The organism is Delftia sp. ASV31 (genome assembly GCF_016428765.1).
In the GTDB taxonomy this organism is placed as follows: domain Bacteria; phylum Pseudomonadota; class Gammaproteobacteria; order Burkholderiales; family Burkholderiaceae_C; genus Comamonas; species Comamonas acidovorans.
Genome location: NZ_JAELTK010000008.1, coordinates 26,998 through 44,261 on the forward strand (window position 1 = coordinate 26,998; position 17,264 = coordinate 44,261).

A 17,264-nucleotide genomic window follows, 5' to 3' on the forward strand; every position below is an offset into this window, starting at 1 on the left:
GGTCAGCACACGGCAGCCGCCTGGCGCTCGGTCGCCAGCCCGAACAGGCTGCCCAGCACGTGCTGGATTTCATTAGGGGCCAGCTGCCTGGTCTCGGTGCCGCTGGCCGTGATGGTCTTGAGCGCGTCGCCCACCAGGATCATGCGGCCGGCCGGCTGGTGCAGCACCACCACCCGCTTTTGCACGAAGATGGCATCCGGGTGCGTGGAGTTCAGGTAGTTGGCGGGGGCGAAATCCACCCATTCCTGGGGCGACAGGTTGAAGGCGTACTGGTTGGCCCATTCACCGTCCACGCGGGCCTGCAGCAGGTATTCGCCCTGGTCGTCCAGGCTCAGGCGGAAGGTGTCGCCGTCCTGGCGGACCTCGGTGTCCAGCACGTCCAGGGCCATGGGGGCGCGTATGCCGTAGCTGCCAAAGCCCAGGTCGCACAGCCAGCGCCGTCCCTCGACCTCGGCCACCAGGGCCATGTGGGTGCGGGGGCGGCGGGCAGGGTAGAACATGGGCCGCGCCGCCACAAAGCGGTAGGCAATGCCCAGGGCCTGCAGCGCCATGGCGAACAGGCCGTTCACCTCGTAGCAGTAGCCGCCCCGGGCGCCGCCGAGGATCTTGCCCGCAATGTCTTCGGGCACCAGAGAGACGATCTTGCCGGCCTGCACGTCGAGGTTCTCGAAAGGCACCGCGAACAACTGGTGGCGCATCAGCGCATGCAAGGTGGCGGTATCGGCCTTGGCGGAGTCACCGGCACTGAAGCCGATGCGGCGGAAATAGGCCTGGAGATCGAAATTGCTGGCTTGCATGGGTTTCCTCGGGTTGCTTGATGGCTGCAACGATAAATCCGGGCAGCCAATGCCTGTATAAGCAGAATCCAAGAAAACTGACCTGTACAGATTGGTATGCCCACCACCAACGAACCCTTGCCCCAGTACCGCCGCATTGCCCAGGCCCTGCGCCAGACGCTGGCCTGCGGCGCACTGCGCCCCGGCGACAGGCTGATCTCCGCCCGCAGCCTGGCCGAGCGCGAACAGGTCAGCCTGCCCACCGCATTGGAGGCGCTGCGCTGCCTGGAGGCCGAGGGCCTGATCGTGGCGCGCCCGCGCTCGGGCTACTTTGTGCGGCAGGCAACCGGCGGCGCGGCGCTGCAGGCGTCCCGCCCGTCGTCGCGTCCCGTGCCCGTGACCCTGTCGGCCCTGGCGCGCTCGCTGTTCAGCAGCCCCGACACGCGCCTGATCCCGCTGGGTGCGGCATTGCCCGATCCGGCCTGGCTGCCCACGGCCCGGCTGCAGCGCGCGCTGCAGACCGCCGGGCGCCGCCTGGACGCGCACGGGCAGACCTACAGCATGCCGCCGGGCCGCGCCGACCTGCGCGGCCAGATCGCGGCCCGGGCCGCGCAATGGGGTGCGCGCTTCGGCCCCGATGACCTGGTCCTGACGGCAGGCGCCACCCAGGCCGTGCGGCTGGCCCTGCGCGCCGTGTGCAAGCCCGGCGATGTCGTGGCCGTGGAGCGGCCCGCCTATTTCGGCAGCCTGCTGCTGCTGGAGGACCTGGGCCTGAAGGCGCTGGAGATTGCCACCGATCCCCGCGAAGGCCTGCTGCTGGAGCCGCTGGCCGAGGCCATTGCCCGCCACCGGCCGGCTGCCGTGCTGGCATCGCCCACCGTGCAGAACCCGCTGGGCGCCAGCATGCCGGTGGAGCGCAAGCAGGCCCTGGTGGCGCTGCTGGAGCGGGCGGGCATTCCCTTGATCGAAGACGATGTCTATGGCGACCTTGCAGGCGACGGCCAGCGCCCGCCGGCCTGCAAGGCCTTCGACGGCAGCGGCAACGTGCTGTATTGCGGCTCCGTGTCCAAGACCCTGGCGCCGGGCTGGCGCGTGGGCTGGATTGCGGCGGGCCGCTTCCATGCCCAGGTGCTGCAGGTGCGCCTGGCGGGCGACTGGGCCGGTGCGCCGCTGCTGGAGGCTGCCGTGAGCGAGGTGCTGGCCAGCGGCGACTACGACCGGCACCTGCGCCGCCTCAAGTCCCGCGTGCAGGCCGGGGTGCAGGCCGTCACGGCCAGGGTCGAGGCCAGCTTTCCGCCCGGCACCCGCGTCTCGGCCCCGCGCGCGGGCTTTCTGCTGTGGGTGGAACTGCCGCGCCAGGTGAATGCACTGGAGGTGCACCGCCGCGCGCTGGAGCTGGGCATTGGCGTCAGCCCCGGCCCGCTGTTCTCATCGCGCTCGGACCTGCCCAACCACCTGCGCCTGAACTGCGCCAACGAGCCCACGCCGCGCCTGCTGGGGGCCGTGGGGCAGGTGGGGGAGATATGCCGGGGTTTGGTCGAGGGTGCTGCGGCGCGCCAGGGGGCACAGGTCGGCCTGCCTACTTCTTCTCGCGCGGCACGCGCCCCATGAGGAAGAACTCGGGATTGGGCTGCATGCCGGCAAAGCTGGCCATGCGGTTGGACAGGCCGAAGAAGGCGGTGATGGCGGCGATGTCCCAGATGTCCTCGTCGTCGAAGCCATGCGGGTACAGCGCCTCGAAGTCGGCCTCGCAGATTTCATGGCTGCGTTCGCAGACCTTCATGGCGAAGTCCAGCATGGCGCGCTGGCGGGCGCTGATGTCGGCCTTGCGGTAGTTGACCGCCACCTGGTCGGCCACGTAGGGCTGCTTTTCGTAGATGCGCAGGATGGCGCCGTGGGCCACCACGCAGTACAGGCACTGGTTGGCCGCGCTGGTGGTGGTGACGATCATCTCGCGCTCGCCCTTGGTCAGGCTGCCTTCTTCCTTGAGCATGAGCGCATCGTGGTAGGCGAAGAAGGCGCGCCACTCGGCAGGGCGGCGCGCAAAGGCCAGGAAGACGTTGGGAATGAAGCCTGCCTTTTCCTGCACTTCAAGGATGCGGGTGCGGATGTCCTCGGGCAGGCTGGACAGCTCGGGCTGGGGGTAGCGGGCGGTGGCCATGTGTCTTGTCTCCTGGGTGTGGTGGTTGTCGCTGCGGGCCATGTTCGCATGGCCTGCGCTGCGCGGGGTGAACGCGCATGACAGCCTGTCTGCCGCCGAGGTTGCAGATTGCGCCCGGGCTCAGGCGGGCGCCATGTCCGGCTCAGGCCGTTGTGCAAACCAGTCGCCCAGAAAGCCGGTGAGCGCGCGGATTCTGGCCGACATCTCGCTGCGCGTGGCGTGCACCAGGTAGATGTCGGCCGCAGGCAACTGCCATTGGGGCAGGACCTCGCGCAGCGCACCTGCGGCCAGCGGCGCGGCCACATCCCAGAGCGAGCGCTGCAGGATGCCATGCCCGTCCAGCGCCCAGGTCAGGGCCGCTGCGCCGTCGTTGGTGCTCATCACGCCGTTGACCTTGATGTTGTGCTCGCTCAGGCCCTGGCGCGTGCGCCGGCTCAGGCGCCAGCTGCCATAGGTTTCGTCGCTTTCGCGGATCACGATGCAGCGGTGGGCCTGCAGGTCGGCAGGCTGGCGCGGCTCGCCGTGGGCGTTGAGGTAGGAGGGCGCGGCGCACAGCACGCGGCGGTTGGGCAGCAGCAGGCGGGCGGTGAGGGCGGAGTCGGGCAGGGCGCCAAAGCGCACCACGGCGTCAAAGCCCTGCTCGACCAGGTTGACGGGCCTGTCCGTCAGTTGCAGTTGCACCTGCACCTCGGGATAGGCGCGGGCAAAGGCCGACAGCGCAGGCGCAAGCCGCTGGCGGCCAAAGCCCAGCGTGCAGGCAATGGACAGCGGGCCGCGCGCCGTGGCGCGCGTGCCCGAGATGCTGCGCTCCAGCGCCTCCAGGTCGGCCAGGATGCGCGCGCCGTCCAGCAGGTAGGCTTCGCCCTCGGGCGTCAGGTGGATGCGCCGTGTCGTGCGCTGCAGCAGGCGCACGCCCAGGCGCCGCTCCAGCAGGGACAGGCGGCGGCTGACGGCGGGCGGTGTCACGCCCATCTGCTGGGCCGCGGCGGCCAGGCTGCCTTCGCGGATCAGCAGCGAGAAGAAACGCAGGTCGGAAAAGCCGTCCATGGTGGATGCGGTGGATGGTTGATTCGTAAATTGAACTGATGGATCAATGCAGTATTTTGCTATTTATGCAGCCTGGTTTACTGATTAGCATGGCAGGCTGACAGTCATGAACAACGTAGAAGGAATCTCCGGGATGCACACAGATCCATGGATGCCGGGCCTGCGCCAGCAGCGCGTCACGGTCGATGACGGGGTGGAGATCAACGCCTGGGTGGGCGGCCAGGGGCCGGCCCTGCTGCTGGTGCACGGCCACCCGCAGACCAGCGCCATCTGGCACCGCGTCGCGCCCCGGCTGGCGCAGCAGTTCACCGTGGTGCTGGCCGACCTGCGCGGCTATGGCGACTCCTCGCGCCCGGCCGGCGACCCCGAGCATGCCAACTACAGCAAGCGCACCATGGCCCGCGACCTGCTGCGGCTGATGGCCCGGCTGGGCCATGAGCATTTCAGCGTGCTGGCGCATGACCGGGGCGCGCGCGTGGCGCACCGGCTGGCCATGGACTATCCCGCCAGCGTGCAGCGTCTGGTGCTGCTGGACATTGCGCCCACACTGGCCATGTACGAGCAGACCGGCGAGGCCTTTGCGCGCGCCTACTGGCACTGGTTCTTCCTCATCCAGCCCGCGCCGCTGCCCGAGCGCCTGATCGAGGCCGACCCCGCCGCCTATGTGCGCGAGATCATGGGCCGGCGCAGCGCCGGCCTGGCGCCCTTCGATCCCCGGGCGCTGGCCGAGTACCAGCGCTGCCTGGCGCTGCCGGGCAGCGCGCACGGCATGTGCGAGGACTACCGCGCCTCGGCCGGCATCGACCTCGACCATGACCGCGAAGACCGCCAGCTCGGGCGCAGGCTGCCCATGCCGCTGCTGGTGCTCTGGGGCGAGGAGGGCGTGGTGCACCGCTGCTTCGATCCGCTGCGCGAGTGGCAGCTCGTGGCCGACGATGTGCGGGGCCGGCCGCTGGCCTGCGGACACTACATCGCCGAGGAAGCGCCCGATGCGCTGCTGGACGCGGCCCTGCCTTTCTTGCTGCAGGCCGGGTGAATGCGGCCATTGCCGGCATGTGGCCGGCATACGGTGGGCATACGACCTGCATGGGGGGCGCAATGACAGGCCGCATTGGCAGGCCGCATTGGCAGGCCGCATTGACGGCAAGTGAAGACACCGCAAAAGCCGAAGAATTCCGCAAAGGCCTGATTGACGCCATATCCATGGCGGCATAGCGTGCGTTGCGCATTCCATTGGCATGCCAATCATGCGCGGCAATGGTAAGCAATTGAAAAAACCGGGCGCCTGTCGCGCCTGGGCAATTCCATGGGCGCGGGCCTTGAGAACGGCGCAAGACAAGGCCTGGCAAGGGCTGCGCAAAGGCGTGCGCCCACATGGGCCTGCCACGGGTGGCTCAGATGCGCCATTGCATGGGCCATTGCCGTTCCGTGGTGAAACGCCGAACTGATACAGTCGCGCGGCCCGCCCGAGGGGGAGGGGTCTTATTCATCACGGGATATTCACAATGAGCAACAAGAAAACCGCAGTGGCCGCTGCCGTGGCATTGGCCGTCGTGGCCTATGGAGGAACCACCTGGTATACCGGCCAGCGGGCCGAGGCTGGCTACAAGGAGGCCGTGGCCGAATTGCGCAAGGTGCTGGGCGAGAAAGTCGTCGTGACCGACGAGTACCACAAGGGATTCCTCTCCTCCCAGGCCAAGCTGGTGCTGCAGTGGCCTGCGGCGCAAGCTCAGGCAGCCGAGGCGGCTGACGCGGCTGACGCGGCAAAAGCAGCCGACACAGCTGAAGCGCCCGCCGCCGCAGAACCGGTCGCTGCGTCCAAGCCCGTGCGCCTGGTGGTGGACACCACGGTGCGCCACGGCCCGCTGGCCGGTGGCCGACTGGCGGCAGCGGTTTCCGAGACACGCTTTGCGCTCGACGGCCTGGACGAAAAGAGCACGCAGGTGCTGGCCAAGGCCGCAGCCCCCACGCTGACCAGCGTGCACCACTTCACGGGCGGCCAGGATGTGCGCCTGCTGCTGCCCGCCGGCGAGCTGGGCGACCAGGAAGTCACCATGCGCTGGCAGGAAATGGTGCTGGACACGGCCCTGGGCGGTGGCAGCGTCAAGGGCACCTGGCGCTGGCCCGAGGTGGCCCTGCTGGGCCTGCCCAGCCGCGACAAGTCCATGGGCGTGGAAGAGGAAGAGGGCGAGGAGGAGGAATCCGACAACGACGAGGCCCTCCCCACCCAGCCGGCCGCAGTGCCGGTGGAGCGCACCAGCATCATGCTCACGGGCCTGGAGAGCAGCTTCGAGAACAAGGTCATCGACGGCCTGTGGGGCCTGGGCCCCGGCAAGGCCAGCGTGCGCATCGCCCGCTTCGGCATGAGCAGCACGCCCGCCGAAGGCGGCGAGGCCAAGACGCTGCTGGACCTCAAGAACGTGGACGGCAGCTCGGTCATCGAGTCCGACAAGACCACGCTGGGCATGACCACCCAGGTCAAGGGCACGGGCCGCATCGGCCCCATCGATTTCGAGTCCGTGGGCTACGAGGAAAAGATCCAGCGCCTGGACATCGAGGCGCTGCGCGGCTTCCAGCGCGTCATGGTCGAGGGCTACCGCAAGGAGGGCCTGGCCAAGGCGCTGGAATCGCTGGAAGAGCAGGGCATGGGCGTGCTGATGCAGAACGCCCCGCGCCTGGTGGCGGCCCTGCCGGCCTACTCCATGAAGCTGCAGGCCACCTACCAGGGCCAGACCGGCCACCTGGAGTACGGCGCCGAAGTGCAAAGCGCGCCCACGCAGGAGCAGGTCGCCCAGGCCGGCTGGATGCCGGCGCTGCTCAAGACCTCGGCACTGCAGGCCAATGCCAGCCTGCCCAAGGCCTGGCTGGAGCCGCTGCTCAAGGCATCGGGCAAGCCCGATGTCTCGGCCGAGGATGTGGAAGGCATGCTGGGCATGGCCCAGGCCACGGGCTATGCCCGCCTGGAAGGCGACAAGCTGGTCAGCGCGCTCAAGATGCAGGCCGGCCAGGTCACGCTCAACGGCAAGCCCATCGCCCTGCCCATGGGCGCGCTGCAGTAAGCGGCCATCCACCTTCCGGGCTTCGCGCCGGAAGGGGTTCTCAGGGGTGCCACTGGCTGGCGCGCACCACAGGGGCCTGTGTGCTGGCGCTGCCCGCCAGCGCATAGGACAGCTGGTTGGCCGCCGCCACCACGGTCTGCGCCATGGCTTCCAGCCGGGACTCGGGCAGGCGCGATGCCGGCCCGGAGATGCACACCGATCCCATCAGCCGCCAGTGCATGCCGAACACCGGCGCCGACACCGTGGCCACGCCCTGTTCGCGCTCGCCGATGGACCAGTGGTAGCCGCGCTGGCGGATCTGCTCGTACACCGGCCCCGGCTCGCCTGAAAACGCCAGGATCACGCGCCCCGGCGAGCCCTGGTCCAGCGGCAGCCCCTCGCCCATGCGCGCATGGTGGCGCAGGGCCTGCGGCCCTTCCACGCGCACGAGGCAGGTTCGCACATTGCCCTCGCGCACATAGAAGGCCGCGCTCTCGCCGCTGGCCTGCGTGAGCGCGCGCAGCGCGGGCTCCAGCACGTTCTGCACATCGAAGCCCGCCTGGTAGCGGGCACCCAGCCAGCCTGCGGCCGGGCCCAGGCGCCAGTCCCCATCGTCCCTTTGCACCATGAAGCCCGACTGCGCCAGCGTGCGCGCCAGCCGCAGCACCGTGGTCTTGTGCAGCGCGCAGCGCCGGCTCAGTTCCGCCAGGGACAGGTGCGACTCCCCGAGGGCGAAGGCGCCAAGCAACTGCAAGGCACGCGTGACGGCGATGACGCCGCCGTCCTTGGCCGCGCCGGCCCTGTCATCGGGTGGCTGCGCCGGGGAAGGGGTGCTGGGGGGCTTGTTCATGGTGCAAGGCATGCAATTGGTTGCGCTGTATGAAACGGCATTGTATGGGTTGAAACGTTTTCATAAAGTTCGTCCCACGCACCGCAGACATGCGGGCGTTGGACACAACAAACGGAGACAAACCGCCATGCCGATTCCCTCGCTTTCGCGTTGCCTCAACGCACGCCTTCTTGCCGTCCTGGTCGGCGTTGCCGCCATCGTGCCCATGGGCGCTGCCCAGGCCCAGGACGCCTATCCCCGCAAGCCCATCCGCCTGGTCGTGCCGTTTCCGCCCGGTGGCGGCACGGACATGATCGCGCGCACCGTGGCCCAGCGGCTGGCGGACCACAACAAGTGGACCGTGGTGGTGGACAACCGGCCCGGCGCCGGCGGCAACCTGGGCGTGGATGCCGTGGCCAAGGCCGCGCCGGACGGCCATACCCTGGTCATGGGCCAGACCAGCAACCTGGCCATCAATCCCTCGCTGTACGCCAGGCTGCCCTATGACCCGCTGAAGGATCTGGTGCCCGTGGCGCTGGTGGCTTCCGCGCCCATCGTCATGGCCGCGCCGGCCAACTCGCCCTACAAGACCTTTGCCGACCTGGTCAAGGCCGCCAAGGCCAAGCCCGACGGCCTCACGCTGGGCTACCCGGGCAACGGCACGGTGGCACACCTGGCCGGCGAACTGGCCGAGAACGCGGCCGGCATCAAGCTGCGCCATGTGCCCTACAAGGGCGCAGCCCAGGCCATGACCGACCTGGTGGGCGGGCAGATCGATTTCTACATGTCCGCCGTGCCCACGCTGCTGGGCCAGGTGCGCAACGGCAAGCTGCGCGCGGTGATGGTCACCTCGCTCAAGCGCTCCGCCCAGCTGCCGCAGACGCCCACGCTGGCCGAGTCCGGCTACCAGGACTTCGAGGCCGTCACCTGGTTCGGGGTGCTGGCGCCGGCGGGCACGCCGCAGGCCATCGTGCAGCAGTTGAACAAGGCCATCAACGACGCGCTGCTCGTGCCCGAGGTGGCCGAGAAGCTACGCTCCGAAGGCGGCGAGGTGCTGGGCGGCTCGTCCGAGAAGTTCGCCGCGCTGCTGCGCGCCGAGGTGCCGCGCTGGGCACGCATCGTCAAGGACTCGGGCGCCAGCCTGGACTGAGCCCGGGGGCAGGGGCGCCAGCCCTTTCGCTTCCTTCTCGCTCCCACCTCCCTTCCTTTCCTTTCCTTTCCTCCATCGAGATCTCGCCATGGACTGCGACAGCCTTGCCGTGCCCGTCCGTTTCTCGCAGGGCAGCGCCCGGCCCCGTGCCACGCTGCCCCCGGATGCCTGCGACTGCCATGTGCATGTCTATGACGGCCGCTACCCGGCAACCCCGGGCGCGCGGCTGCTGCCGCCCGACGCCTCGGCCGGCGACTACCGCGCGCTGCAGCGGCGCCTGGGCACCTCGCGCTGCGTGCTGGTCACGCCGTCCACCTACGGCAGCGACAACCGCTGCATGTTGGATGGGCTTGCCGCCCTCGGCCCGCAGGCGCGGGGCGTAGCTGTGATCGATGGCAGTGAAAGCGATGACCAGCTGCAGCGCCTGCACGGCCTGGGCGTGCGCGGCGTGCGGCTGAACCTGTCGCTGGGCGTGACGGGCACAGCCGAGCTGCTGGTGCCGCTGGCCCGCCGCATCGCGCCGCTGGGCTGGCATCTGCAACTGCTGATGGCGCCGGACCTGCTGGCGTCGCTGGCCGGCGTGCTGCGGCAATTGCCGGTGCCGCTGGTGTTCGACCACTTCGGCCGCATCGCCCCGGTGCAGGCGAGGTGCCATGCGGGCCATGCGCTGCTGCTGGAGCTGCTGGAGGGCGGCAGGGCCTGGGTCAAGTTGTCCGGCGGCTACATCGTCAGCGCGCTGCAGTCGGTCGAAGACCCGGCGCTGGATGCCCTGGCCGCCAGCTTTCTGCGCTGCGCGCCCGAGCGCGTGCTCTGGGGCAGCGACTGGCCGCATGTCAGCGCCTTGGCAGGCATGCAGCCCCTGCCCGATGACGCCCGCCAGATCGACCGCCTGGCCGACTGGACCTCCCATGCCGGCGGTGCCGCCACGCTGCAGCGCGTGCTGGTGGACAACCCCCGGGTGCTGTACGGCTTCGAGACGGCAGCGCCGACATCGCTTTGCACACAAGCAGGAGACAAACCATGAACACCTTCCATCCCGCGCGCCGCACACTGCTGGCCGCAGGCGGCGCCGCCCTGCTGGGGCCGCTGTGCAGCCCCGCCGCCCAGGCGCAGCCCGCATGGCCGGCAGGCAAGCTCATCACCTGGGTCGTGCCTTACCCGCCCGGCGGCAGCACCGATGTGCTGGGCCGCCAGGTGGCACTGCAACTGGGCAAGGCCCTGGGCAGCAACGTGATCGTGGACAACCGCGCGGGCGCCACGGGCACCATCGGCGCGGCCTATGTGGCCAAGGCGGCACCTGACGGCCACACGCTGCTGGGCACCTCCATCGGCCCGCAGGCGATCGCGCCCCACCTCATGGGCAAGCTGCCCTATGACCCGATCGCGGGCTTCGAGCCGGTCATCACCATAGGCACCATCCCCCATCTGCTGGTGGTGGGCGCGGCCCAGCCCTTCCAGTCGGTGGCCGATCTGCTGGCCACCGCCAAGGCGCAGCCGGGCCGGCTGGCCTTTGCCTCGGGCGGCAGCGGAACCATCTTGCAGATGCAGGGCGAGCTGCTGCAAAGAAAGGGCGGCGTGCGCTTCATCCATGCGCCCTACAAGGGCGACACGCCCGCGCTGCAGGACACGCTGGCGGGCCAGGTGCAGTTCATGTTCGCCCCCGTGGCCGCGGCGCTGCCCCATGTGCAGGGCGGCAAGCTGCGTGCGCTGGCCGTGACCTCGGCGGCGCGCCTGAAGGCCCTGCCTGACGTGCCCACCATGGCCGAAGCCGGCATCGGCGACTTCGTGGTCGAGCAGTGGCAGGCCGTCTTTGCGCCGGCCAGGACGCCGGCCGCCATCGTGCAGCGGCTGAACCAGGAGATCGGCCAGGCGCTCAAGGACCCGGCCGTCGTGGCACTGGCCGAGCGGCTGGGCGTGGCCCTGGTCGGCGGCACGCCGCGGCAATTGGGCGAGCTGCAGAAATCCGACTCCGCCAAGTGGGCCCAACTCATCCGCGAGGCCGGCATCAAGGCCGACTGAACCGCTTGCCTCTTCCTGTTTTCCTTCACCTCATCTCACTGGACCATCATGAGCCAACTCCCAGAAATCATCCGTGACATAGAGCGCGTGGACGCCCAAGTCGTGCAACGCGCAGCAGGCTTTCAGGCCGCCATCCTGGCCGACGTGGCGGGCCGCCGCGGCACCATGCATGCGCGCGTGGCGCCCGTGCACCAGGGCATGAAGGTGGCCGGCCCGGCCTTCACCGTCGAGGTGCGCCCCGGCGACAACCTCATGATCCACGCCGCCATCGCGCTGGCCCGGCCCGGCGACGTGCTGGTCATCGACGGCAAGGGCGACCAGACGGCCGCGCTCATGGGCACGCTGATGCTCAGCGCCTGCAAGAAGCTGGGCCTGGCCGGCGTCATCGTGGACGGCGCCATCCGCGACCGGCTGGAGCTGCTGGAGCTGGACTTCCCCGTGTTCAGCGCAGGCTTCAATCCCGCAGGCCCGACCAAGTTCGTACCGGGCCGCATCAATCACGCCATCTCCGCTGGTGGCGCGACGGTTCACCCGGGCGACCTGGTGGTGGGCGATGCCGATGGCGTGGTCGTCATCGAGCGCGCCAAGGCCCCCGCCATGCTGGAGCTGGCCGTGAAGAAGGTGGCGGACGAAGCCGCCCGCATCGAGGCCATTGCGCGCGGCGACACCGCATCGAAATGGCTGCCCGCAGCCCTGCGCGCGGCCGGCGTGCTCAAGGAAGGGGAATCGCTGTGAGCACCATCATCGTCACCGGCGCCGATCTGGCGCAACAGGCGCTGGAGCTGCTGGCGCAGCACGACATCGTCTATGCGGGCAAGACGCCCACCGAAGAGGACCTGGTCGCGCTGTGCCGCGCCCATGATCCCGTGGCCATCATCGTGCGCTACGGCAAGGTGGGCGCGGCCGTGATGGACGCGGCGCCCTCGCTGCGCGTGATCTCCAAGCACGGCAGCGGCACGGACACCATCGACAAGGTGGCCGCCGCCGAACGCGGCATTGCCGTGGTGGCCGCCGCTGGCGCCAACGCGGCGGCCGTGGCCGAGCAGGCACTGGCCCTGCTGCTGGCCTGCGCCAAGTCGGTGGTGGCGCTGGATGCCCGCATGCACGCAGGCCACTGGGACAAGGCCACGCACAAGAGCCTGGAGCTGGGCGGGCGCACCGTGGGCCTGGTGGGGCTGGGCGCCATCGGGCTGCGCTTTGCGCGCATGGCCGATGCGCTGGGCATGCGCGTGATCGGCTTCGATCCGTTCGCAAAGAACCTGCCCGCCTACGTGCAGCCCGTGGACCTGGAGACCATCTGGCGCGAGTCCGACGCGATTTCGCTGCACTGCCCGCTGACCGAGGAAAACCGGGGCATGCTCGGCGCCTCCACGCTGGCGGCCTGCAGGCGTGGCGTGATCGTGGTCAACACCGCACGCGGCGGCCTGATCGACGAGGCCGCGCTGCTGGCTGCCGTGCGCTCGGGCCAGGTGGCGGCCGCAGGGCTGGACAGCTTTGCGGTGGAGCCCATGGTGGCCGGGCACCCGTTCCAGGGCGAAAGGAACTTCGTGCTCAGCCCCCATATCGGCGGCGTGACCGGCGATGCCTACGTGAACATGGGCGTGGGCGCGGCCCGCAATGTGCTGGAGGTGCTGGCCCGCGTGCCTGCGGCGGCCGGCGCCTGAGCCAGGGCAGGGGCGCCGTGCGCGCCCTTGGCCCATGCATGTGCATGCATGTGATTTGAGGAGACAAGCGATGTCGAGGAATTTCCAAGAGGTCCGCCGCCTGGCCTTGCGCGGCGGCCTGCTGGCCGCCGTGGGGCTGGCCGCGCTGGGCGCCCAGCCCGCGCTGGCGCAGAAGGACTATCCGGCCAAGCCCGTGCGGCTGGTCGTGGGCTTTGCGGCGGGCGGCCCCACCGACGTGGTGGCGCGCGCCTTTGCCGACCATGCGGGCAAGGCGCTGGGCCAGCCCTTCGTGGTGGACAACAAGCCCGGGGCCAACACCATCGTGGCCGCGCAGGCCGTGGCTGGTGCGCCGGCCGATGGCTACACCCTGCTGTTCGGCGCCACCAACCACAGCATGATCCCGGCGCTGTACCAGGGCCGCGTGAAGTTCGACGTGGTGCGCTCGTTCCGGCCGCTGTGCACGGTGGCCAGCAGCCCCACGGTGCTGGTCGTGGGGCCGGGCATGCCGGCGCGCAGCCTGCAGGAGTACATGGACCAGGCGCGCAGCCGGCCCGGCAGCGTCACGGCCGGCACGGCGGGCATGGGCAGTTCGGGCCATTTCGCCACCGAGATGTTTGCGCGGGCCAAGGGCCTGAAGCTCAACCACGTGCCCTACAAGGGCGCGGCGCCCGTGGTCACGGATCTCATGGGCGGCCAGCTCGACAGCTCCTTCGCCACGCTGGGCTCGGTGCTGCCCCAGGTGCGCAGCGGCAAGCTCACGGCGCTGGCCGTGGCCTCGCCCAAACGCGCGTCCCTGCTGCCCCAGGTGCCCACCTTTGCCGAAGCGGGCGGCGGCGACTACTCGGCCGATGTCTGGTACGGCGTGCTCGCGCCGGCCGGCATTCCCGACGGCGTGGCCCAGGCGCTGGAGCGCGTGGCCGTGGAGTTTGCCAAGAGTGCATCGGCCGCGGACAAGCTGCACGGCCTGGGGATGGATGCCGAGTCCAGCTGCGGCAGCGCCTTCGCGCAGCGCGTGGCCAGCGAAGCGGCGTCCTATGCGCAGATCGCCCGCGAACTGAACCTGAAGGCGGATTGATTCGGCCGCCGCCCCTCAAAAAAATCTGGAGACAAGCCATGAAATTCCTTGCCGGAACCCTGATCGCGGCCTGCGCCCTGGCCGCCGCCGTGGCCCAGGCCGCCTTTCCCGAGCGGCCCATCACCCTGGTCGTGCCCTATGCGCCCGGCGGCGGGGCCGACGCGGCCGCGCGCCTGCTGGCCACGCGCATGGGCGCGCGGCTGGGCACCAGCATCATCGTGGACAACCGGCCCGGCGCCAGCGGCACGATTGGCGCCAGCCAGGTGGCCAAGGCGCGCGCCGACGGCTACACGGTGCTCTACGACGCCACGCCGTTTTCCATCAACCCGCATCTGTTTGCCAGGCTGCCCTATGCGCGCAGCGCGCTGCAGCCGCTGTCGCTGGTGCTGCTCATGCCCAATGTGGTCGTGGTCAAGGCCGACTCGCCCGTGCGCAGCGTGGCCGACTTGGCGGCCAGGGCCAAGGCGCAGCCGGGCAAGATCAACTTCGCCTCGGGCGGCAGCGGCACGGTGCAGCGCCTGGCGGCCGAGCTGTTCCGCCAGCGGCTGGATCTGGACATGGTCCACGTGCCCTACAAGAGCGGCGGGCCGGCCATTGCCGATGTGATGGGCGGGCAGGTGGACTTCATGTTCGGCACCATGGCGGCCACCTATCCGCTGGTCACGGGCGGCAAGCTGCGCGCCCTGGCCGTGGCCGCGCCCCAGCGCTCGGCCCGCCTGCCCGATGTGCCCACCGTGTCCGAGACCGTGATTCCCGGCTACGAGGCCTATGAGTGGAACGGCATCTTCCTGCCCACGGGCACGCCCGAGCCCGTGGCCGCGCGCCTGCACCAAGCGCTGTCCGAGGTGCTGCAGGAAGCCGAGGTGCGCCAGCGACTGAGCGACCTGGGCGCCCAGCCCATGGCATCGACGCCGGCCGAGTTCGCGGCCTTCCTCCAGAAGGAAGACGCCAAGTGGGGCGAGGTGGTGCGCAAGGGCGCCATCGTGCTGGACTGAGCGCATGGCCATGAACGCATCGACCATCGCCGTTGCGCATTCGGCCGGCACGAACCGGCCTTTGCGCACGCTGCCGTCGCTGGCCTGCGACAGCCACATGCACATCTTCGATGCGCGCTTTGCGCCGTCGCCGCACTGGCCGCGCACGCCGCCCCATGCCGACGTGGCCATGTACCGGCAACTGCAGCAGCGCCTGGGCACTTCGCGCGCCGTGGTGGTCACGCCCTCGACCTATGGCACGGACAACGCCTGCACGCTCGATGCGCTGGAGCGCCTGGGCGATGTGGCACGCGGCGTGGCCGTGGACGCCCACGACGTGGCCGATGCCGAGCTGGACCGGCTGGCCGCGCACCGCGTCTGCGGGGTGCGCGTGAACTTTGTCTCGCCGCAGTCCTGGGGCGAGACCACGGCCCACATGCTGGTTACGCTGGCGCACCGGGTCGCACGGCTGGGCTGGCATGTGCAGGTCTTTGTGCAGCCCGAACAGCTGGTGGCGCTGGCGCCTGTGCTGGGTGCGTTGCCCGTGCCCCTGGTCGTGGACCACCTGGGTCGCATCGACCCGGCCGAGGGCATGGAGGGCATGGAGGGTGTGGCTGGCGTGGAGCGCGCGGCCCATGCCGCGCTGCGCCGGCTGCTCGATGGTGGCAACACCTGGGTCAAGCTCTCCGGCGCCTATATGCGTTCATCGGTGGGCGGCCCTTCCTATGCCGACACGCTGCCGCTGGGCCGCGACCTGGTGCGCGCTGCACCCGAGCGCCTGGTCTGGGGCAGCGACTGGCCGCACACCACCGAGGCGCCGGGCTCCGTCAACGACGCCGACCTGGTGGACCTGCTGCAGGCCTGGGCGGGCACGGACGAGGCCATGGACCGCATCCTGGTGGACAACCCCGCAAGGCTGTATGGCTTCGACGGCGCGGCCTGACACTCCAAGAAAGACAGACACCATGTTCCTGCTGCAAGCCCCCCAGGTCTGCGAACTCGAATCGTTCACCACCATGCCCGACGCCCTGCGCCGCCCCGAGCGCAGCGACTGGGCCGATGCCAACCGCAGCGGCGCCGTAACCGACTCCTTCCTCGAAGGGCCGGTGTTCGACGCGGCCGGCCATCTGTACGTGGCCGACATTCCCTGGGGCCGCGTCTTCCGCATCGATCCGCAAGGCGCCTGGACCCTGGTGGCCGAGTACGACGGCGAGCCCAACGGCATGAAGTTCCTTGACGAGCGCACGCTGCTGATCACCGACTACAAGAACGGCCTGATGCGCCTGGAGGTGGCCACGGGGCGCATCAGCCCCTATCTGCAGCGGCGCAACAGCGAGCGCTTCAAGGGCGTGAACGACCTGGTCTTCGATGCCGAGGGCAACCTCTACTTCACCGACCAGGGCCAGAGCGGCCTGCACGATCCCAGCGGCCGCCTGTACCGCCTGCGGCCGGACGGCCGGCTGGACCTGCTGCTGGCCAACGTGCCCAGCCCCAACGGCGTGGCGCTGTCGCCCGACGGCCGCGTTCTCTACCTGGCCGTGACGCGCGGCAACTGCGTCTGGCGCGTGCCCCTGCTGCCCGATGGCAGCGTGGCCAAGGTGGGGCAGTTCTTCACCTCCTACGGCCCCAGCGGCCCCGACGGCTTGGCCGTGGATGACCAGGGCCGGCTGCTGGTGGCCAACCCGGGCCTGGGCCTGGTGTGGGTGCTCAACCACCGTGCCGAGCCCGTGCAGGTGCTGCGCGGCGTGCCGGGAAGCTCGCTCACCAACCTGGCCTTTGGCGGCGCGGACCGCCGCACGCTGCATGTGACGGACTCCACGCACGGGCGCATTCTGCGTGCCCGGCTGGAGGCGCCGGGGCTGGCGCTGCACGGCTTGAACAAGGGCTGAGGCGGCCGTCGCGACCTTCTCAGCCGTCTCGGCCGTCTCAGTCGTCGCAACCGTTCCTCAGGGCCTGGCCGGCATGTTCAGGATCTCCCGGGCTTCCTGCAGCAGGCCTATCCACAGCTGCTCCTGCTGTATGCCGGCCTTGAGCACCAGGTGCTGCAGCCGCCGCTCGCGCGTAGGCGGCTTGTCCAGGAAGTCGCGCTGCTCCAGGCGCTGGTAGACGTCCAGCTGCGCCTGGTGCAGTGCCAGCAGCCGCTGCACTTCGTCCTGCAGTCCGCAGGGTCCCACCACCGCCTCGGCCCGCAGGCGGACCATCCATTCCTCGCGCAGCGGCTTGGGGTCTTCCTGCTCGGCCACCCAGCGCTTGAGCTCCTTGCGGCCCGTGGGCAGGATGCGGTACTGGCGCTTGCGGCCCCGGCCGGATTCGGCGGGCAGGGCCTCGATCCATTGCGCCTCTTCCAGCCGCGCGAGTTCGCGGTAGATCTGCTGGTGCGTGGCGTTCCAGAAGTAGCCGATGGAGCGGTCGAAGCGCTCGGCAAGTTCCGAGCCTGAGCAGGGGTGCTCGACCAAGGCGGTGAGAAGGGCGTGTGGCAGGGACATCGGCAACAAAGGGACTGGCGCTGGGCGCCATCTTACGGGCGTGCA

General features: G+C 69.9%; 17 protein-coding genes. 12 read left to right on the plus strand and 5 right to left on the minus strand.

Annotation, left to right across the window (positions count from 1 at the left end; genetic code table 11):
* Positions 1-2 precede the first annotated feature (2 nt).
* On the minus strand, positions 3-797 hold the full coding sequence (locus JHD82_RS04755) for an arylamine N-acetyltransferase (RefSeq protein ID WP_199135562.1): 795 nt from the start codon (positions 795-797) through the stop codon (positions 3-5).
* Positions 798-893: 96 nt separating this feature from the next.
* Between JHD82_RS04755 and JHD82_RS04760 the strand changes: the two genes are divergently transcribed.
* A complete protein-coding gene (locus JHD82_RS04760; RefSeq protein ID WP_199135563.1) occupies positions 894-2,387 on the plus strand; it encodes a PLP-dependent aminotransferase family protein in 1,494 nt (497 codons plus the stop codon).
* Here JHD82_RS04760 and JHD82_RS04765 read toward each other — a convergent pair.
* A complete protein-coding gene (locus tag JHD82_RS04765; RefSeq protein WP_013801997.1) occupies positions 2,356-2,937 on the minus strand; it encodes a peroxidase-related enzyme in 582 nt (193 codons plus the stop codon). The genes JHD82_RS04760 and JHD82_RS04765 overlap by 32 nt on opposite strands.
* 120 nt (positions 2,938-3,057) lie before the next feature.
* Complete coding sequence (locus JHD82_RS04770) at positions 3,058-3,984, minus strand: LysR family transcriptional regulator (protein ID WP_123693728.1); 927 nt, start codon at positions 3,982-3,984, stop codon at positions 3,058-3,060.
* A 133-nt stretch (positions 3,985-4,117) separates the two neighbouring features.
* Here JHD82_RS04770 and JHD82_RS04775 point away from each other — a divergent pair, with 133 nt between their 5' ends.
* Both JHD82_RS04775 and JHD82_RS04780 read left to right on the plus strand, forming a co-directional pair.
* Positions 4,118-5,020 carry an alpha/beta fold hydrolase gene (locus JHD82_RS04775; protein ID WP_199135564.1) on the plus strand — a complete coding sequence of 301 codons (903 nt, stop codon included), beginning with the start codon at positions 4,118-4,120 and terminating at the stop codon, positions 5,018-5,020.
* 469 nt (positions 5,021-5,489) lie between these two features.
* A complete protein-coding gene (locus tag JHD82_RS04780) occupies positions 5,490-7,043 on the plus strand; it encodes a YdgA family protein (RefSeq protein ID WP_199135565.1) in 1,554 nt (517 codons plus the stop codon).
* 40 nt (positions 7,044-7,083) lie between these two features.
* On the opposite strand, the gene JHD82_RS04785 is transcribed toward JHD82_RS04780, so the two are convergent.
* Positions 7,084-7,872: an IclR family transcriptional regulator gene (locus JHD82_RS04785; RefSeq protein ID WP_199135566.1), complete on the minus strand. Its 789-nt coding sequence runs from the start codon at positions 7,870-7,872 to the stop codon at positions 7,084-7,086.
* Positions 7,873-7,999: 127 nt separating this feature from the next.
* Between JHD82_RS04785 and JHD82_RS04790 the strand changes: the two genes are divergently transcribed.
* From JHD82_RS04790 to JHD82_RS04830, 9 genes are all read left to right on the plus strand, one after another.
* Positions 8,000-9,001: a tripartite tricarboxylate transporter substrate binding protein gene (locus JHD82_RS04790; RefSeq protein WP_012206083.1), complete on the plus strand. Its 1,002-nt coding sequence runs from the start codon at positions 8,000-8,002 to the stop codon at positions 8,999-9,001.
* 88 nt (positions 9,002-9,089) lie between these two features.
* Positions 9,090-10,025 (plus strand): amidohydrolase, encoded by a 936-nt coding sequence (locus JHD82_RS04795; RefSeq protein WP_199135567.1) that lies wholly within the window; start codon positions 9,090-9,092, stop codon positions 10,023-10,025.
* Positions 10,022-11,020 carry a tripartite tricarboxylate transporter substrate binding protein gene (locus tag JHD82_RS04800; protein ID WP_199135568.1) on the plus strand — a complete coding sequence of 333 codons (999 nt, stop codon included), beginning with the start codon at positions 10,022-10,024 and terminating at the stop codon, positions 11,018-11,020. The genes JHD82_RS04795 and JHD82_RS04800 overlap by 4 nt, the downstream gene beginning before the upstream one ends.
* 48 nt (positions 11,021-11,068) lie before the next feature.
* A complete protein-coding gene (locus tag JHD82_RS04805; RefSeq protein WP_199135569.1) occupies positions 11,069-11,755 on the plus strand; it encodes an RraA family protein in 687 nt (228 codons plus the stop codon).
* A complete protein-coding gene (locus tag JHD82_RS04810) occupies positions 11,752-12,684 on the plus strand; it encodes an NAD(P)-dependent oxidoreductase (RefSeq protein WP_199135570.1) in 933 nt (310 codons plus the stop codon). The genes JHD82_RS04805 and JHD82_RS04810 overlap by 4 nt, the downstream gene beginning before the upstream one ends.
* A gap of 70 nt (positions 12,685-12,754) precedes the next feature.
* Positions 12,755-13,759, plus strand: coding sequence for a tripartite tricarboxylate transporter substrate binding protein (locus tag JHD82_RS04815; RefSeq protein WP_199135571.1), 1,005 nt, complete (start codon positions 12,755-12,757; stop codon positions 13,757-13,759).
* A gap of 38 nt (positions 13,760-13,797) precedes the next feature.
* Positions 13,798-14,754, plus strand: coding sequence for a tripartite tricarboxylate transporter substrate binding protein (locus JHD82_RS04820; protein ID WP_088164457.1), 957 nt, complete (start codon positions 13,798-13,800; stop codon positions 14,752-14,754).
* A gap of 4 nt (positions 14,755-14,758) precedes the next feature.
* Entirely contained in the window at positions 14,759-15,676 is a 918-nt protein-coding gene (locus JHD82_RS04825; RefSeq protein WP_199135572.1) for an amidohydrolase, read from the plus strand.
* Between the two features lie 22 nt (positions 15,677-15,698).
* Positions 15,699-16,622 (plus strand): SMP-30/gluconolactonase/LRE family protein, encoded by a 924-nt coding sequence (locus JHD82_RS04830; RefSeq protein ID WP_199135573.1) that lies wholly within the window; start codon positions 15,699-15,701, stop codon positions 16,620-16,622.
* Between the two features lie 57 nt (positions 16,623-16,679).
* Here JHD82_RS04830 and JHD82_RS04835 read toward each other — a convergent pair whose 3' ends face one another.
* Entirely contained in the window at positions 16,680-17,219 is a 540-nt protein-coding gene (locus tag JHD82_RS04835; protein WP_199135574.1) for a PadR family transcriptional regulator, read from the minus strand.
* Positions 17,220-17,264 lie beyond the last annotated feature (45 nt).

Excerpts from the sequence above, each read along its gene's own strand:
- JHD82_RS04755 (WP_199135562.1), bottom strand. The coding sequence starts at position 797 with ATGCAAGCCAGCAATTTCGATCTCCAGGCCTATTTCCGCCGCATCGGC.
- JHD82_RS04760 (WP_199135563.1), top strand. The coding sequence starts at position 894 with ATGCCCACCACCAACGAACCCTTGCCCCAGTACCGCCGCATTGCCCAG.
- JHD82_RS04765 (WP_013801997.1), bottom strand. The coding sequence starts at position 2,937 with ATGGCCACCGCCCGCTACCCCCAGCCCGAGCTGTCCAGCCTGCCCGAG.
- JHD82_RS04770 (WP_123693728.1), bottom strand. The coding sequence starts at position 3,984 with ATGGACGGCTTTTCCGACCTGCGTTTCTTCTCGCTGCTGATCCGCGAA.
- JHD82_RS04775 (WP_199135564.1), top strand. The coding sequence starts at position 4,118 with ATGCACACAGATCCATGGATGCCGGGCCTGCGCCAGCAGCGCGTCACG.
- JHD82_RS04780 (WP_199135565.1), top strand. The coding sequence starts at position 5,490 with ATGAGCAACAAGAAAACCGCAGTGGCCGCTGCCGTGGCATTGGCCGTC.
- JHD82_RS04785 (WP_199135566.1), bottom strand. The coding sequence starts at position 7,872 with ATGAACAAGCCCCCCAGCACCCCTTCCCCGGCGCAGCCACCCGATGAC.
- JHD82_RS04790 (WP_012206083.1), top strand. The coding sequence starts at position 8,000 with ATGCCGATTCCCTCGCTTTCGCGTTGCCTCAACGCACGCCTTCTTGCC.
- JHD82_RS04795 (WP_199135567.1), top strand. The coding sequence starts at position 9,090 with ATGGACTGCGACAGCCTTGCCGTGCCCGTCCGTTTCTCGCAGGGCAGC.
- JHD82_RS04800 (WP_199135568.1), top strand. The coding sequence starts at position 10,022 with ATGAACACCTTCCATCCCGCGCGCCGCACACTGCTGGCCGCAGGCGGC.
- JHD82_RS04805 (WP_199135569.1), top strand. The coding sequence starts at position 11,069 with ATGAGCCAACTCCCAGAAATCATCCGTGACATAGAGCGCGTGGACGCC.
- JHD82_RS04815 (WP_199135571.1), top strand. The coding sequence starts at position 12,755 with ATGTCGAGGAATTTCCAAGAGGTCCGCCGCCTGGCCTTGCGCGGCGGC.
- JHD82_RS04820 (WP_088164457.1), top strand. The coding sequence starts at position 13,798 with ATGAAATTCCTTGCCGGAACCCTGATCGCGGCCTGCGCCCTGGCCGCC.
- JHD82_RS04825 (WP_199135572.1), top strand. The coding sequence starts at position 14,759 with ATGGCCATGAACGCATCGACCATCGCCGTTGCGCATTCGGCCGGCACG.
- JHD82_RS04830 (WP_199135573.1), top strand. The coding sequence starts at position 15,699 with ATGTTCCTGCTGCAAGCCCCCCAGGTCTGCGAACTCGAATCGTTCACC.
- JHD82_RS04835 (WP_199135574.1), bottom strand. The coding sequence starts at position 17,219 with ATGTCCCTGCCACACGCCCTTCTCACCGCCTTGGTCGAGCACCCCTGC.